The sequence below is a fragment of the Nitrososphaera sp. AFS genome (assembly GCF_009898475.1).
Taxonomy (GTDB): Archaea; Thermoproteota; Nitrososphaeria; order Nitrososphaerales; family Nitrososphaeraceae; genus Nitrosopolaris.
This window is the reverse complement of the sequence record NZ_QURE01000011.1, coordinates 28,599-43,365: the sequence shown is the minus strand read 5'-3', so window position 1 is coordinate 43,365 and position 14,767 is coordinate 28,599. Positions and strand designations below refer to the sequence as shown.

The window sequence follows — 14,767 nt, the reverse complement described above, 5'->3', positions numbered from 1 at the left end:
TGAACCGGCCACAGAGACCATATCCGGCCCCAGTTTATAGCATAACCTAATGGTTTGTCCAGAGCTTTGACCAATACGTCGCCTAGCTTGCCTACCATTATATTGAACTGAGCAGGGTTTATCAGATCCTTGAGCAATGGGATCCCTCGCTTTCATGTTTAACTATTCGATATTTAATACTTGTTGATACGCTGATCAGATTTACCATATGCCTTTCTTCCCTGATAAGTACAAAGCATATCCCATGGCAGAAAACATAACTCCCAGAAATGCCATAATTGGAAGAGTTGCAGCGCGAGGAACTGAGAATAAAGAAACGCCCCAAAGATAAAGAAAAATTGCCATCACATCAAATACTACAAACATTAGTATGTATGCATAATATTGCATCATAAAATGAGAGCGGCCCTCTCCAAGTGGCACCTGACCGCATTCCACTGGTAAAAATTTCATTGGAGTATGCCTTCTTCTGGGAGAAATCAACCTTGACAAGAATAGAGATATACCACCAGCCAAGACACCGAAACCGAGTGTATACAAGACGGGCGCAAATTCAGTTACGGTTTCGCCAGGCAAAACAGCTTTTGCTCATTGGTAATAGATATAAACCTTTTGCTAAGGGTTTTTGATTAGTCCTAACAGTTGTCGATAAGCCACCTTTGGATGGTTCAGGCCGAACTTTACAAGTTTGCAGATTCCAAACTCCGCTTTAATAAAATCTATGAATTCATCTATAGACATCTCTCTTAAAATATCGATCTCACTATTCCACTCCTCATCTGATAAATTAACCCATCTCTTTTGAACCCTTTGTGCAGAAGTTATGGATGCTTGATTTTTTTGCCTCCACATCCGTTCATACCCAAAAAGTATATCTTTATTACAATTTTGACTTACTGATTTCATGGCAATCTCCCCGGCAATCCTTCCATACTCTATCGCATACCTTATTCCCTCCAGCACCAACGGATTGGACTGGCCGGCACTATCCCCTACTAGGATTAGCCTATCGTACACCATTGGGGTTCTTGGACCCTCGTTTGGGATAAACCCACGATGAAACTCAATAGGCTGGATTTTTCCCATCTGATCGAGTGGATGTGGTCTACCGACCAATATTTCATTTAATTTTTCCACGGGGTCTGACCGTGACTCAGGTCTCCCAACACCAACGCCGATACGTGCTCTATTTCTTGAAACAGGAAAAATCCACGCATAGCCTGAATCAGAATATTTTGAGCCGACCATTAGGACCCATGTATCAAGATCAAGATTTTCGCAATAGCATTCGTACTCCGCGCCAATTCCATATCTTCCCCACTCCTTGACCAACCCCATAGACCTAGCAATTAAGGAGTTAAAGCCGCTGGCGTCTATGATTGTTCTGCAATCTAACTCTATTTCTCCTTTCGGTGTCCTTGATCTTAGCCTACACATTTTTCGGTCTGGCAGAATTGTGGCATTCGTTACCTTGCTCCTTACCCTTATCTCTGCGCCGGCCTCAGCAGCAAGCATTGCTAAATGCTGATATGCGCTGCGAACATTTAACACACAGGCTCTGGGTGCAACTCCCTTGATCGTAACTGAATTGGAATTTGAGACAAATGAAAAATTCCTTATCGGATTATAATGATCCTTGCCGATGCCTAACTTCTCAATTTCATGTATCCATGTAACGCCACTTGTCCTGACATTCTGTCCAATGCCCTCATCTTTTTCCAATAAAATGACGCTTCCTCCCGCTTTTGCAGCTCCAAGTGCAGCTGACAGCCCAGCTGGCCCTCCACCAACAACAGCAATATCGTATGGTACCATAATACCTGATTGCCTTTCTTAAAATGGAACTTCTCCTATAAATTATCGGTCTAATTAAACGTATGAGCCATTACCAGATAGGAAGAAGGTGTAAGTTTTTTACAATCATGCGTTATCCTAAAACTGCATTGGTTAGGAACGGAGATCATGATCGTAGTTCGGTATTAGGAAGAGGAGATCTAGCTCCCGATTTTAGCCTGACAGATTCAGATGGAAATGCCATTAAGGTTTCAGACTTTAAGGACAAAAAGAAATTAGTAATATACTTCTATCCTAAGGACTTCACTCCGGGATGTATTACTGAAGCGAGCGAATTCACACGGGATTATGAAATGTTCAGTCAAGCAAATATAGAAATTATCGGGATTAGTCCTGACAATATACAATCGCATTTAGGCTTCAAAGAAAAAATGGGAATTCCTTTTTTACTCGCTTCCGACCCGACTAATGAGATATCTAAAAGATACGGAGTATACGGACTGAAAAACTTCATGGGGAAGGAATATTTTGGCGTGACTAGATCGACATTCTTGGTTGGAAAAGATGGAAAGATCTTTAAGATATTTAACAAAGTCAAGCCCCGTGGTCACAGCCAAGAAGTGCTCGAATCTTTTGAGTGACCAATGTTATACGAAAAACATGGCTGAGTGCGGGAGATGGGATTTGAACCCACGAACCCCTAAGGGATAAGAGCCTCAGTCTTACGCCTTTGGCCAAGCTGGGCGACTCCCGCTTTTCCTTTACTTTATGCTTTGCAAGGACTAATTTGAATATTAGGGTTCTTGAGGTCCACCTGCACTCTACAAAATAGGACAAAAGCCGAGCTTGCTTGGTAATTATAAAATGAATGATAGTACAAGACAAAAGAATCTGTATCAACCTGATTTTTAGGTTGCCACTAAATGGTTTTTATAACACTTTGCTTACTCCAGTTTTTGATGCTAGTGCCCGTGAGATGTTTTACCTGCGGTAAGGTAATTGGAGACAAGTATTTAGAATATAGTAATAGGGTAAAAGCAGGTGAGGACCCATCCAAAGTAAGCGACTCCCTGAATGTCAAGCGTTATTGCTGTAGAAGAATGTTAGTTTCAACTGTCGAGACAATTTATCAAATCATCCCATATTACGAGGCCTTGAGGCGGAGAATGTCTGAGATACAGTCAGAAACCGAATAAACACTTCTTATGCCATCCATTTCAAGTCTCAATAGCAGGCTCATATATGACAGTAGAGGCTCCAAAGCTTTGGAAATTGACGTGATTGCTGATAAAAAATTTTTAGGTAGAGCTTGCGCTCCATCCGGAGCTAGCGTTGGAAAACACGAGGCCCAAAGCTTTCCTAGCAATAGTCCCGAAAGAGCCCTTGCAATTATAAAGTCTAACCAAAATAGGTTTGTTGGCATAGATGCTAGCAATCAAATAGAAATTTTTGACGCATTAAGGTCGATTGACAATACAGAAACATACTCCATTATCGGAGGTGCTGCTGCATATGCAATCAGTGTGGCATCTGTAGAGGCCGCATCGAGGGCTTTGCAAATCCCATTGTTCAGATTACTAAAGCCTAAAGGGCCATATAGGTATCCATATCCGCTAGGCAATATTCTTGGGGGTGGCGCACACGCGGGTCCTGGGACACCAGATATCCAAGAAATTCTTGCGTGTCCAGTTGGTGCTAGAAATGTTGTTGAGGCACTAGAAATGAATTTTAGAGTTCATAAAGAAGTGAGATCAGTCATCGAAGATTTGGATCCGTATTTCACCTATGGTCGAGGAGATGAAGGAGGATGGGCGCCCCACGTAAATAATGATCATGCACTAGAAATCGCAGAAATTGCAGTAAAAAATAGCGGATATAGTCTGGGAGCTGAAATTTCATTAGGAGTTGACTTTGCTAGTTCATCGTACTGGAATGAGACAAAACGAATCTATGACTATAAAAGACAGGGCTTAGCACGCAACCGAGAAGAACAGATAGACTATGTTAATGAGCTTATAAAAAAATACAATCTCATATATGTAGAGGATCCGGTCAACGAGGAGGATTTTGAAGGAGCCTCAAATATCACAAAGGAAAACAAACGGTGCATTGTTACTGGCGATGACATGTTGGTTACTAACACATCACGTGCAAAGTTCGCTGCGGAACATAATGCTTGTAGCGGTGCAATACTGAAAGTCAACCAGGCAGGGAGCCTGTATGAAGCAATGAATTTCGCCAACACTTGCTCTGCCAATGGGATTAAAATCATAACCTCTCACAGATCTGGAGAATCTATAGATTCTCATCTTTCTCATATAGGAATTGCAACTGATTCAAAAATGTTAAAGGCGGGGATCGTGGGCGGAGAAAGAATTTCAAAATCAAATGAACTCGTGAGAATAACGGAGTATGATTTAATAGATGGCATGGTTGACCTTTTCTCTGCAAAATGAGTGACGAGGTAGAAAATGCGTCGATTGCTGAGAATAGCGAGTCGGAGACCAGAGTAAGTGGTGCTGCGAGTATTGATATAGGGAATGAAGAAGGCAACAAAAGTGATCCTGTAGCCTCGTCGCAGCCGACATATGAACAGCCTCCAGAAAAAGACGATACTCAAAACTATTCGCCAGAAACCGACAATTTAGAAAAGATGATTTTATCCACAGGCATTAGAGTAGGGACCCCTGTCAAAACCAAATACATGACACCATTTATTGTCCGAGCAAACCCAGAAGGTCTTTACATACTTGACATTAGCAAGACGCTCTCTCGGATTGATGTAGCAGCAAAATTTATCGGTCGGTCGGCCATCTCAAAGGTAGCTGTCACATCGGCTAGAGAGTATGGTAAGACTCCTGTTGAGAAATTCTGCGAACTCACAGGTGCGACACGCATGCTTGGACGCTTTATGCCCGGCACTTTTACGAATCCTTCTCTGCCCAAATATATGGAACCAGAAATAGTGATCGTCACTGATCCTCAGGCCGACCATCAAGCCGTTCTTGAAGCGACCAGGGCTGGGGTCCCTGTCATTGGAATATCAAATAGTGACAACGTTACCTCCAAGGTAGACCTTATTATCCCAGCTAATAACAGAGGTAGAAAGGCACTCGCTACTGTTTATTGGTTACTCGCTAGAGAAGTCCTAAAGAAGCAAGGGACAATCCAGCGAGATAGTGAAATGAAAATGCCGATTGAGGAATTTGAAACAAAGTTAGTAGAGGAAATTCCTTGAGTAATCGGAATAGAAGATCCCCAGCCGTCGCTGGAGTCTTTTATCCGTCTAAAAAGGACGAACTCTACGATCTCATAGGTCTCTCATTTAAGGATGGGCGTTTTGGACCTGGTGAAATACCACCGGACAAAAGCCAAAAGACCAAAAAAATCTTTGGCATAGTTTCTCCACACGCCGGCTATATTTATTCCGGCGCTGTAGCAGCAAATGCCTATTACAAGATATCCACGAACAGATTCAATAGTGTGATTATGATAGGTCCCAACCATTATGGAATAGGACCGGGTCTGGCGACTGTAAAAAGCGGAGAATGGGAAACTCCTCTAGGGCTTGTTGGAATTGATTCTGATCTTGCCAATAGTATTTCGGAAGATGCGGAAATCCTTGATTTTGATGAGCTGGCCCACAGTAGAGACCATTGTCTCGAAGTACAACTGCCGTTTCTTCAATACACTAAAACCACCCAGTTCAAAATAGCACCAATAATAATGATAATGCAAGACATTGAAACTGCGTTAAAGCTAGGCGATTCTATCGCTAGAGTTACCCGAACCAGAACTAACGAGGTGATGCTTATTGCTTCGTCTGATTTCACCCATTATGAATCAAATGAAGATGCGCACCGGAAAGATTCAGAATTGATAGATGCTATACTGTCTTTGGATGTCTCAAAATTCTACGATACGTTGGAAAGGCTAAATGTTACTGCATGTGGTTTTGGGGCAATAGCTGCGGTGATGATCTCGGTGAAGGCGCTCGGAGCAACCAGAGGACAGCTTTTAAGATATGCAACGAGCGGAGATGTAAGGGGTGATACAACGAGTGTGGTTGGCTATGCCTCAATTATTTTCACATGAGGTTAAGAAGGAGATCTTCAGAAGCCTCTGCTCCAGGCAAAGTTGTTTTATTCGGAGAACATTTTGTAGTTTACGATAGCCCTGCAATCTTGGCGGCAATAGATAGGCGGGTGCATGCAAAGGTCAGGATCAGTCGCGGGAAGGAGATAACTATTTCATCAGTCCACAAATTAGCAGGTTCTGCTAGAGCCGAAAGCCTTAATATGCAAAAAATCCCGGACTCAAAACTGATTTTGGAACCGTTGGTAGAGTGTGCAAAGGCGGTCCTTTTGGAGCGAGGCTACAAGATTGGTCTAAATATCGAACTGAGTTCCTACTTTCCAGTAGGTATAGGATTAGGTTCTTCGGCAGCTTGTTGCGTAGCAATAACAGCAGCCGTGGATTCACTGTTCCATGAGCCTATTAGAAAATGGATATGCACAAAAGCTACCGAATCAGAACGTCGAATACATCACAATTCCTCAGGAGCAGACTGCAGCATTTGCACTTACGGCGGTATAATGTACTTTACGAAGAAAAATGGCCTCAAGAGAATTCGAGCAAAAAAGGATTTACCACTAGCCTTGCTTAACACAAAGGAAAGGCATTCAACTGGAGAATTGGTGTCGTCCGTCAAAAGCTACAGGGAGTCTAATTATCCGGCTTTTAAAGTGTTAGCTGGATTTTCGAAAATTATATCCAAGGAGGCATTGAATGCTATCAAACGTAGCGACTATCTTAGGCTCGGAGGTTTAATGAATCAAAATCAAACGTTACTGCAAGAAATAGGAGTTTCAACTAAAAAAATCCAAAGACTGATTGACCTCTGCTTAAAGAAAGGAGCCTGGGGAGCTAAATTAACGGGTGCAGGTGGTGGTGGATGCGTAATTAGTATTTTTCCTCCAAATAAACATTCCACCTTTTTTAGCCGGATTGAGAATAACTTGAAGAAATACGAGCCATTCCCTTTAAAGATCGATTATGATGGAGTCCTGATTCATTGATGCCTAGCACATCCTCATCTCACAAAATTGATGTGCGAAAAGAAAGATCAGGGCTCATATTGCTAAAATTTGGCGGCTCAGTCATAACGTTCAAAGAGAAACCTCTTTCGCCTAACATGGAGTGCATAAACCATCTTTCTCGCATTATTGCTTCGATCGACAAGCCACTGATTATTGTTCACGGGGGTGGCTCATTTGGGCACTATTGGTCCGTGAAATACGAGATGCATACAAAGCCTGCTAGATATGATCTTAAGGGAGTCTCAGTGGTTCATGAATCCATGATAGCGCTAAACGAACTTTTAGTCAAGGGGCTGATTGAAAGTGGAGCTAAACCATATTCAGTTATGCCTTCGGTATTCATGCATGGATTAGAGCCAATAGTAAAGAGAATTGAAGAACTTGAAGCTATCGCAGTAGGAGGTGCTGTGCCTGTGACTTTTGGAGATATAGTTCATGTTGCGGAGCAAAATTATTCTATTTTGTCCGGTGATGCGTTAATGACAATTTTGGCAGAGGCGTTGCTGCCGTCCAAAGTGATCTTTTTAGTCAATGTAGATGGGCTATACGGTGACGTTGGTACCCAAAATATTATTCGGGAAATAAACTACGAAACATACAAATCGGCAACATTTTCAAAAACTACTTTGGATGTAACTGGCGGAATGAACAGAAAGATCGAGGAAGGCCTGAAGATAGCAGCTTCAGGAATCGACGTGGTGTTAGTAAATGGATTGAAGCCACAGCGAGTTCTGAATGCAATAAACGGGTGTGATTTTGAAGGGACCTTAATTAGGCATGAAGAAAGGAGAGGTTAGAAATTGCCCGGTTCCTCAAACAACCATTCTGATCTCGAAGTTATTAAACAGCGCAAAAAGGAAGGAATACAGATACCATTACGTCATAACGTACAAGCTAGAACAAATTCAACCTGTTTTGAAGATATCAAATTTGTGCATAATGCGTTGCCTGAGCTTGATTATGAAGAGATTGAAACTTCCACAAATTTCTTGAGTCACAATTTTTCAGCTCCGATAATCATAGACTCGATGACAGGGGGTACTCCTGAAGCTTTACAAATCAACGCCAGGTTGGGAAAGCTCGCGGAGAGGTATGGGTTAGGCATGGGTCTAGGGAGTCAGAGAGCAGGACTTCGCAGCGAGGAGCTTGCTGAAACGTATGCAATTGCAAGAAAGAATGCGCCAAATGCATTTCTTATTGCTAACATCGGTGCAGCACAACTTGCTAAAGGGTTTTCGATAGAAGACACGAGAAAAATATTGAAGATGATAAGAGCAAATGCTCTTGTAATACATCTCAACCCACTGCAAGAGCTTGTGCAACCCGAGGGAGAGCCAAAATATAGAGGCGTACTGAAAAAGATTTCAGAATTAGCATCTGAACTAGATGTACCTGTAATAGTAAAGGAAGTGGGATCCGGGATATCTATGGAGGTTGCAAGAAGACTGCAGTTAGCTGGGGTTTCTGGGATTAATGTCGCAGGAGCTGGTGGAACCAGCTGGGCTGGTGTTGAAAAATTAAGAGCAGAGAATCAAAAAGACAAACTAAAAGTTCGCCTAGGAGAGCTGTTTTGGGACTGGGGTATACCGACTGCTGCTAGTATTATTGAAGCAAAACGGGGTGCACCTAAAGTTAAGGTGGTTGCATCAGGTGGCATACGTAATGGATTAGAAATAGCCAAATGCTTGGTTTTAGGTGCAGATATGTGTGGAATGGCATACCCATTCCTGCGTAAAGCTTCTGTATCGCAGCAAGCGTTGTTTGAATTCGCAAATATGATAATTGAGGAACTTAAAAGTACTATGTTTTTGGTGGGGGCTAAGAATATACAAGAGTTGAAAGGTTCAAGGTATATATTGACGGGCTATTTAGCAAATGGGACTAGTAGCAACCGATGAATGCAATCGATATTAAAGACGAGCTTGAGGCTAATGCGTCTAACGTAAACGAATACATTCTTTCTTCCCTAAAAGGTAATCCGATTGAACTATACCGCGCGTCTTCGCATTATATTTCGAGCGGAGGCAAGCGATTACGCCCCTTTATTTTGATCAAGTCAGGCGAACTATTCGGTGGCAACCTTAAAACGTCCATATCTGCAGCAGCTGCAGTGGAGCTCATACACAATTTTTCACTGGTACATGACGACATAATGGACAACGATGACACCCGTCACAATGTCCAAACTGTGCACAAATATTATGGTACACCGCTAGCAATTCTGGCTGGCGACATCTTGTTTTCAAAAGCATTTGAAATGCTATCTGTGGATGGTCGAGCAAACGGAATTCCAGAAAAATCTATCTGTGAAATGATTGCCAGACTTTCTTTGGCATGTATTCAGGTTTGCGAAGGCCAGGCTATTGATGTTGGTATGGCATCGACGAATAAGGAATCTTTTTTTGATTCTCCGAAGTACTTGGACATGATTACTAAAAAAACTGCTGCGCTATTTGAACTCTCGTGTGTTATGGGCGCTTTATCTGCGCCAAATTCTAAACCAGTTGACGTAGAGAGATTATCCCGGTTTGGAAGAAATATCGGTATCGCCTTTCAACTGGTCGATGATCTGATAGGTATCACTGGTGATCCAAGTGTCACTGGGAAGGCAGTTGGTAATGATCTTAGGGAAGGTAAAAAGACCTATCCCATACTTTTGGCTTTACGATACGCAGATGGCGAGGATAGAAACAAGATTCTTAGAATATTTGGCAGGAAAAATGCTTCATTTGATGACTTGAAACAAGCTGTCGCAGCCATTTCCACTGTCGGTATAGATGTGGAAATTAGAACGAGGGCCAGAACCCATATAGAAAAGGCCATCAAGATATTAGCTGTATATGAAGACTCAGCAGCTAAACTAGCTCTTGAATCATCTGCCTCCTTTATAGTCGAGAGGAGCTTGTGACTTCATGTCAAGCTCCTCATACTCTTCTAAGGACGAAGACGTAGATAGCATAATTAGGCAAGCCGTATTGAAGAATGCGGTCCAACATGATGGCAAGGCCAAAAGCGATAATGTTATATCCAAAGTTATTGCTCAACGCCCGAATCTACGTAATCAAATAAAATCCTTGGTTCCTCAAATCAGGCAAGCAGTTGAGGAGTTAAATCATTTAACACTTGCTCAGCAGAAGGAACTGCTGGCCCATACATCGACTGATGGAACTGAAGCAAGCAAAGAAAACGAGAAAGTTCGCCTTCTGCCGAGCCTCCCAGACGCACAAATGGGTAGGGTTGTCACAAGATTCCCACCAGAACCAAATGGCTATCCTCACATCGGACACGCTAAAGCCGCAATTATTGACGAAGAATATGCCCGCCTATATAATGGAAAGTTGATTTTGCGTTTCGATGACACAAATCCACTGAATGAGAAAATAGAGTATTATGAGGCTATCAATGACGGTCTGCATTGGCTAGGAGTAGTGCCAGACATAGTCAAAAACACCTCTGATGACATTACCTTGCTTTGCGATTACGGCAAGAAGTTAGTAGAGACAGGGGGTGCGTACATCTGTAGTTGTTCTCAGACCAGGATACGGGAAATGCGGGCCAAGGGCATTCCATGCGAGTGCAGATCAGTCTCTTCAGAGTCGAAGGAAAAACTACGAACATTTTTCGATGGTTCGGTTGAGCCAAATTCAGCAATCATCAGATTCAAAGGCAACATGGCTGATACAAACACAGCTATGAGAGATCCAACCCTCTTTAGAATTATCGATGGCCAACACCCAAAGCTAGGTGGATCAAATAGAGTATGGCCTACTTATGATTTTGCTGCTCCGGTGGAGGACAGCTTGGACGGAGTTACACATGCCCTTAGAACTAAAGAGTACGAATTGCGCAATGCACTTTACTATGCAATACTTGACAAGCTCTTGCTTAGGAAACCAATCCTTCTGGAATTTTCAAGATTAGAGTTTGATTGTATGCCAGTTTCCAAGCGTAAGATCGTGCCCCTAATTAATAATGGGCTGGTTCAAGGCTGGGCCGACCCCCGGCTTCCAACGCTGGCAGCTTTAAGGAGGAGAGGATTCATGCCGGAAGCAATTCGTAAATTTGTGCTGTCATTGGGTTTTACTTTATCTGAAACAAAGCCACCATTCGAATCACTTGAAGCGTCCAACAGAAAGATAATAGATCCTACAAGTATTAGATTATTTTTTGTCAAGAATCCAACGATCCTAATGGTCAAAAATGCCCACTTACAGGAAGTGATTCTAAACAATCACCCAAATTTCGATTTGGGCCACAGACGAATAGAAGTATCTAGCCTCTTTTACATAGATGAAAATGATGCAATAAGCATGGAGATAGGAGAGGAGGTCAGACTAATGGAATTGTACAACGTTACAATAAGGGATGCAGTGCCCGAAACTCAGCCTAATCGAGTGGAAATTTGTGGCACAAATAGTGCTAGAAATGAAAGAGTATTGATTGCTGAGCGTACTGGAGAGATCATAAGTCATAACATGCGGAAAATACAATGGGTTGCAAAAAATGATGCTCTTCCATACCACGTTTTAGTACCAAGGCAACTTTACAATGGAGAAAATTTTAATAGCAACAGTTTAGAATGCTTTCAGGGATACGCAGAATCTTTCATAGGATCATTAAGTAAAGGTACTATAATACAGCTTGTTAGATTCGGCTTCTGCAGCATAAACGACGACAATACCGCTATATTCACGCACAGGTAGTCCATGAGAGAATAATGAAATGAAAATTGCAAGAATAAGGAATGCAAGTCGATTAGAAACCTATGCTCTTATATCTGAGGACGGAAAGAGGTTAATCACTAGGCATGAGATTGAAGACCAAACTGGCATACCCATACCAATTGGTATAAAGGAATTTATGTTCAGGGGTTGGCTAGAAGAGGTGAAAAAACATCAAGAAAAGCTCAGATACTCTCATCTAGTGGATGATATAGAATTATTGGTTCCATTACCGAATCCACCAAAAATAATATGTCTCGCGTTCAATTATTATGACCATGCAAAAGATGCCGGATTGACACCATCAGACGAGCCGGTAATATTCATGAAACCAAGGACCACTTTAAATCCTCCACATAGCAATATTATCTGCCCATCATTCGTACAACGACTGGACTACGAGGCTGAAATTGCAGCAATAATTGGTAAAGATACAAAGAACGTTTCTCTAGATGAATCTAAGAACTCAATTTTTGGCTATATGATTATGCATGATGTTTCTGCAAGGGATATCCAATTCAAAGATAAGCAGTTCACGAGGGCCAAAGGCATTGATACCTTTGCGCCCTGCGGTCCTTGGATTACCACAAAAGATGAAATCTATGATCCTCAGGATCTGGAAATCATAACTAAAGTGAATGGGGAAATAAGGCAGAAATCCTCGAGCGGAAACATGGTACTTCCCATTCACAAGATTGTATCAAGCTTAAGTAGTGTAATAACGATGGAGGAAGGAGACATTATCTCGACTGGTACACCTGCAGGGGTTGCAATGTCCATGAAAGATCCAAAATATTTGAAAGATGGAGATATAGTGGAGATATCTATACAAGGTCTGGGGACAATTAGAAATAAAGTTGTTTTTCGGTAGCTACTTTGAAAATAGGCCCCGCTTTGTAAGAATACTAGACGAGCCATCTAACTTGTTGGTCGACCGTCTAATCGCGCCATGCGCCGAAACATCCCAGCTAACTTTTTGCATTATCCCCCTTGGATCGGTTTAGTCTTGTTATCTCCTCTTCTAGCAGCCTTGAATAATATTCATAGCATTCAACTAGTTTCCCCCTGACATTTGCTATTTGCATAGATGCATTCAATGCTTCCAAACACGCTTCGAGCGATCTTTCCGAAGCAAAATTACTCATAGCGTTGTTAAATATTCCAACCATCTTTCGCTGCTCGGAGCTTTGTTCGTTAATTGTGGATGCAAGCTCACTAATAGTCTCAGATTTAAATAGCATATATCTATCCTTTAACCAGCGGTCATATTTCTGTGTAATCTTCGATAAAGTTAAAATATGCTAGGCATCACATTGTTATTCCATCGTAGCATACTGATGAATATGGCTAAGGATTTCATAAAAGAATGTTTACGGAATTGCTTCAATGAATGAATTAATTTATAAGCGACGCAGTTAAATTCGAAGAGTTAGATGGTAGTAGATAACAAAGGGAGAGTTACATTCGTCCGAGTTCTGAAAGAAGACCTCTCCATTATCAGGGTATCACCATTGGATGGACAACTGATTCCCGACTTTAAAGCTGGCCAGTTCGTTACACTGGGTAACTATATCGAGAATGAGAAAAAGATAATTCGCAGGGCCTACTCAATCGCATCGCCCCCACATCAAAAGAAATATTTTGAGTTGCTGATAAGATGGGTCAGGAAACCGCTGCCAGGTCGTCTAACCACAGAAATTTTTAACAAACTCGAAGGGGACGATGTGATTTGGGTTAAACCCGTAGGTACGTTCACTATTAATGAGAAAATGCATGATGGCACTCCCGATAATAGAAGATTAGTCTTAATGGGGGGTGGGACCGGATTAGCACCATTTGTTTCGTATTCCTTGCATCTAAGGAAAATTCAAAGTCACCGTGAGATAGTCATCTTACATGGAGCTAGTTACGTGGACGAACTCAGCTATAAGGAGCTATTGACCGACCTAGAAGAAGAGAGCCTAGACAAAGGCAGGGATAAATGGAATTTCAGATACAGAGCAAGCATCAGCAGGCCTCAGGAATGGTTTAATCGCTCCTGGGGTGGTCAGAAAGGACGCGTAGAATCCTTCCTCAAATTAGACTCCACCAACGATCTTTCAGTCCTGGAGGAACTGGTCGGAGAAAAGATAACTCCAGAAAATACCTCCTTTTATGTTTGCGGTTGGCAGGGAACGGTTGACGGTGCGTTGCACTACCTGGTACCCAAGGGGTTTGTGACTGAGCGCAACAAGAGAAAAGATGGAAGTTTCGACATTAAATTCGAATCTTACGGGTAAGAGCTGTGAAAGGTTTACCGGGATTTAAACTTGTTGAAAGGTTTGGTTGGATTTTCGTTTATAGTTATTCTTTCTTGACCTTATACTTATATCACCGGGAACTTGGAGCTAGCTTATGAGATTTGAATTTGAAGAGTTCTCAGCAATAGAGGATGTATTTATGTACCTTGTTTCAGTTGCGCCTTATATGAAACAGGTGTTGCCTGTAAGCTCCTACAAAGGCTACGTGTTTTCAATCGTACCTCTAAGTCCTCTTTCAGGAGATGTATTAATGATGGTTTATACCAGAGGCAACATCGAACCAGGTATGCTGGAGTTTGATATATCCACTAAGAAATACAAACCAGTTACCACGGTCGAAAGGGCCGATAAGAACTACTTTATCATCTTGTCCCCTAGCCGAGCTAGTGTTGCTGACGAGGCCATTGAACAGCTGGAGTCTAGGAAGAAATAGTCGAGTGAACTATCGAAGGCTGGGCATACCTAAAGATTATAGCTAGAATATTTGACAATCCCTACGTTGCTTTTCGTACTTTTTGTTTAAAAGATAGGCAAATTGAAGTTGGATTGGCGCTCTTTCACAATATAAGAACACCAAAATTAGTACTTATTATTCTTTAGGATAAATAGTTCATCATAGACGCGGCATGGGTGAAGTAGTTACTGATCGCTTTCTAGCATAAATGTCAACAATCTCTTCCGGGGTTTTACCATTAAACAAGCTCTTGGATAGACCCCTAAGATATCTCATAATGCCCCAAGTGCCTGCCTTTATCAAAAGAGCCATAAATATCTTCATTGCAGGACCATATGTCTTGTTCCTAATGATTATAGGAATAATGTCATTTATAACCCACAAGTTGTGTTGCCAACA

The 14,767-nt window shown here is 42.0% G+C and carries 16 protein-coding genes, 1 tRNA gene and 2 pseudogenes (1 of these 19 running past the window's edge); 13 read left to right on the top strand and 6 right to left on the bottom strand.

Annotation, left to right across the window (positions count from 1 at the left end):
* The 3 genes and pseudogenes from DYY65_RS12885 to DYY65_RS02915 all read right to left on the bottom strand — a co-directional run.
* Positions 1 to 137 (bottom strand): annotated as a pseudogene (locus tag DYY65_RS12885) (NADH-quinone oxidoreductase subunit B); the annotation flags it as partial.
* A 64-nt stretch (positions 138 to 201) separates the two neighbouring features.
* Positions 202 to 576 carry an NADH-quinone oxidoreductase subunit A gene (locus DYY65_RS02920; RefSeq protein WP_162476492.1) on the bottom strand — a complete coding sequence of 125 codons (375 nt, stop codon included), beginning with the start codon at positions 574 to 576 and terminating at the stop codon, positions 202 to 204.
* Between the two features lie 39 nt (positions 577 to 615).
* On the bottom strand, positions 616 to 1,815 hold the full coding sequence (locus DYY65_RS02915) for a geranylgeranyl reductase family protein (protein WP_162476491.1): 1,200 nt from the start codon (positions 1,813 to 1,815) through the stop codon (positions 616 to 618).
* A 107-nt stretch (positions 1,816 to 1,922) separates the two neighbouring features.
* Here DYY65_RS02915 and bcp point away from each other — a divergent pair, with 107 nt between their 5' ends.
* Entirely contained in the window at positions 1,923 to 2,435 is a 513-nt protein-coding gene (gene bcp, locus DYY65_RS02910) for a thioredoxin-dependent thiol peroxidase (protein WP_162476490.1), read from the top strand.
* A gap of 28 nt (positions 2,436 to 2,463) precedes the next feature.
* Here bcp and DYY65_RS02905 read toward each other — a convergent pair.
* Positions 2,464 to 2,548: transfer RNA gene (locus DYY65_RS02905), tRNA-Leu, on the bottom strand.
* A 205-nt stretch (positions 2,549 to 2,753) separates the two neighbouring features.
* Here DYY65_RS02905 and DYY65_RS02900 point away from each other — a divergent pair.
* The 10 genes from DYY65_RS02900 (at position 2,754) to DYY65_RS02855 (ending at position 12,485) form a co-directional block, all read left to right on the top strand.
* Positions 2,754 to 2,990 (top strand): DNA-directed RNA polymerase subunit N, encoded by a 237-nt coding sequence (locus DYY65_RS02900; protein ID WP_162476489.1) that lies wholly within the window; start codon positions 2,754 to 2,756, stop codon positions 2,988 to 2,990.
* Between the two features lie 9 nt (positions 2,991 to 2,999).
* Positions 3,000 to 4,250: a phosphopyruvate hydratase gene (gene eno, locus DYY65_RS02895; protein WP_162476488.1), complete on the top strand. Its 1,251-nt coding sequence runs from the start codon at positions 3,000 to 3,002 to the stop codon at positions 4,248 to 4,250.
* Between the two features lie 197 nt (positions 4,251 to 4,447).
* Positions 4,448 to 5,032, top strand: a complete 585-nt coding sequence (gene rpsB, locus DYY65_RS02890) for a 30S ribosomal protein S2 (RefSeq protein ID WP_162476495.1) — start codon at positions 4,448 to 4,450, stop codon at positions 5,030 to 5,032.
* Positions 5,029 to 5,889, top strand: a complete 861-nt coding sequence (locus DYY65_RS02885) for an MEMO1 family protein (protein WP_162476487.1) — start codon at positions 5,029 to 5,031, stop codon at positions 5,887 to 5,889. The genes rpsB and DYY65_RS02885 overlap by 4 nt, the downstream gene beginning before the upstream one ends.
* Positions 5,886 to 6,872: a mevalonate kinase gene (mvk, locus tag DYY65_RS02880; protein ID WP_162476486.1), complete on the top strand. Its 987-nt coding sequence runs from the start codon at positions 5,886 to 5,888 to the stop codon at positions 6,870 to 6,872. Before DYY65_RS02885 ends, mvk begins: the two co-directional genes overlap by 4 nt.
* Positions 6,872 to 7,690, top strand: coding sequence for an isopentenyl phosphate kinase (locus DYY65_RS02875; RefSeq protein ID WP_162476485.1), 819 nt, complete (start codon positions 6,872 to 6,874; stop codon positions 7,688 to 7,690). Before mvk ends, DYY65_RS02875 begins: the two co-directional genes overlap by 1 nt.
* Positions 7,691 to 7,693: 3 nt before the next feature.
* The gene (gene fni / locus DYY65_RS02870) at positions 7,694 to 8,791 is read left to right on the top strand and encodes a type 2 isopentenyl-diphosphate Delta-isomerase (protein ID WP_162476484.1); all 1,098 of its coding nucleotides are present in this window, start codon (positions 7,694 to 7,696) and stop codon (positions 8,789 to 8,791) included.
* The gene (locus tag DYY65_RS02865) at positions 8,788 to 9,801 is read left to right on the top strand and encodes a polyprenyl synthetase family protein (protein ID WP_162476483.1); all 1,014 of its coding nucleotides are present in this window, start codon (positions 8,788 to 8,790) and stop codon (positions 9,799 to 9,801) included. Before fni ends, DYY65_RS02865 begins: the two co-directional genes overlap by 4 nt.
* A 4-nt stretch (positions 9,802 to 9,805) precedes the next feature.
* Entirely contained in the window at positions 9,806 to 11,596 is a 1,791-nt protein-coding gene (gene gltX, locus DYY65_RS02860; RefSeq protein WP_162476482.1) for a glutamate--tRNA ligase, read from the top strand.
* 19 nt (positions 11,597 to 11,615) lie between these two features.
* Positions 11,616 to 12,485: a fumarylacetoacetate hydrolase family protein gene (locus DYY65_RS02855; RefSeq protein ID WP_162476481.1), complete on the top strand. Its 870-nt coding sequence runs from the start codon at positions 11,616 to 11,618 to the stop codon at positions 12,483 to 12,485.
* A 97-nt stretch (positions 12,486 to 12,582) separates the two neighbouring features.
* Here the strand turns inward: DYY65_RS02855 and DYY65_RS02850 are convergent, their stop codons facing one another.
* Positions 12,583 to 12,855 carry a hypothetical protein gene (locus DYY65_RS02850; RefSeq protein WP_162476480.1) on the bottom strand — a complete coding sequence of 91 codons (273 nt, stop codon included), beginning with the start codon at positions 12,853 to 12,855 and terminating at the stop codon, positions 12,583 to 12,585.
* Positions 12,856 to 13,047: 192 nt separating this feature from the next.
* Between DYY65_RS02850 and DYY65_RS02845 the strand changes: the two genes are divergently transcribed.
* The gene (locus tag DYY65_RS02845) at positions 13,048 to 13,893 is read left to right on the top strand and encodes an FAD-binding oxidoreductase (protein ID WP_162476479.1); all 846 of its coding nucleotides are present in this window, start codon (positions 13,048 to 13,050) and stop codon (positions 13,891 to 13,893) included.
* 115 nt (positions 13,894 to 14,008) lie between these two features.
* Positions 14,009 to 14,347, top strand: a complete 339-nt coding sequence (locus tag DYY65_RS02840; protein ID WP_162476478.1) for a hypothetical protein — start codon at positions 14,009 to 14,011, stop codon at positions 14,345 to 14,347.
* A gap of 180 nt (positions 14,348 to 14,527) precedes the next feature.
* On the opposite strand, the pseudogene DYY65_RS02835 reads toward DYY65_RS02840, so the two are convergent.
* Positions 14,528 to 14,767, bottom strand: a pseudogene (locus DYY65_RS02835) (B12-binding domain-containing radical SAM protein); it runs 1,277 nt beyond the window's last position.

Coding starts and splice junctions, on each gene's coding strand:
- DYY65_RS02915 (WP_162476491.1), bottom strand. CDS start 1,815: ATGGTACCATACGATATTGCTGTTGTTGGTGGAGGGCCAGCTGGGCTG.
- bcp (WP_162476490.1), top strand. CDS start 1,923: ATGCGTTATCCTAAAACTGCATTGGTTAGGAACGGAGATCATGATCGT.
- DYY65_RS02900 (WP_162476489.1), top strand. CDS start 2,754: ATGCTAGTGCCCGTGAGATGTTTTACCTGCGGTAAGGTAATTGGAGAC.
- eno (WP_162476488.1), top strand. CDS start 3,000: ATGCCATCCATTTCAAGTCTCAATAGCAGGCTCATATATGACAGTAGA.
- rpsB (WP_162476495.1), top strand. CDS start 4,448: ATGATTTTATCCACAGGCATTAGAGTAGGGACCCCTGTCAAAACCAAA.
- mvk (WP_162476486.1), top strand. CDS start 5,886: ATGAGGTTAAGAAGGAGATCTTCAGAAGCCTCTGCTCCAGGCAAAGTT.
- DYY65_RS02875 (WP_162476485.1), top strand. CDS start 6,872: ATGCCTAGCACATCCTCATCTCACAAAATTGATGTGCGAAAAGAAAGA.
- DYY65_RS02865 (WP_162476483.1), top strand. CDS start 8,788: ATGAATGCAATCGATATTAAAGACGAGCTTGAGGCTAATGCGTCTAAC.
- gltX (WP_162476482.1), top strand. CDS start 9,806: ATGTCAAGCTCCTCATACTCTTCTAAGGACGAAGACGTAGATAGCATA.
- DYY65_RS02855 (WP_162476481.1), top strand. CDS start 11,616: ATGAAAATTGCAAGAATAAGGAATGCAAGTCGATTAGAAACCTATGCT.
- DYY65_RS02850 (WP_162476480.1), bottom strand. CDS start 12,855: ATGCTATTTAAATCTGAGACTATTAGTGAGCTTGCATCCACAATTAAC.
- DYY65_RS02845 (WP_162476479.1), top strand. CDS start 13,048: ATGGTAGTAGATAACAAAGGGAGAGTTACATTCGTCCGAGTTCTGAAA.
- DYY65_RS02840 (WP_162476478.1), top strand. CDS start 14,009: ATGAGATTTGAATTTGAAGAGTTCTCAGCAATAGAGGATGTATTTATG.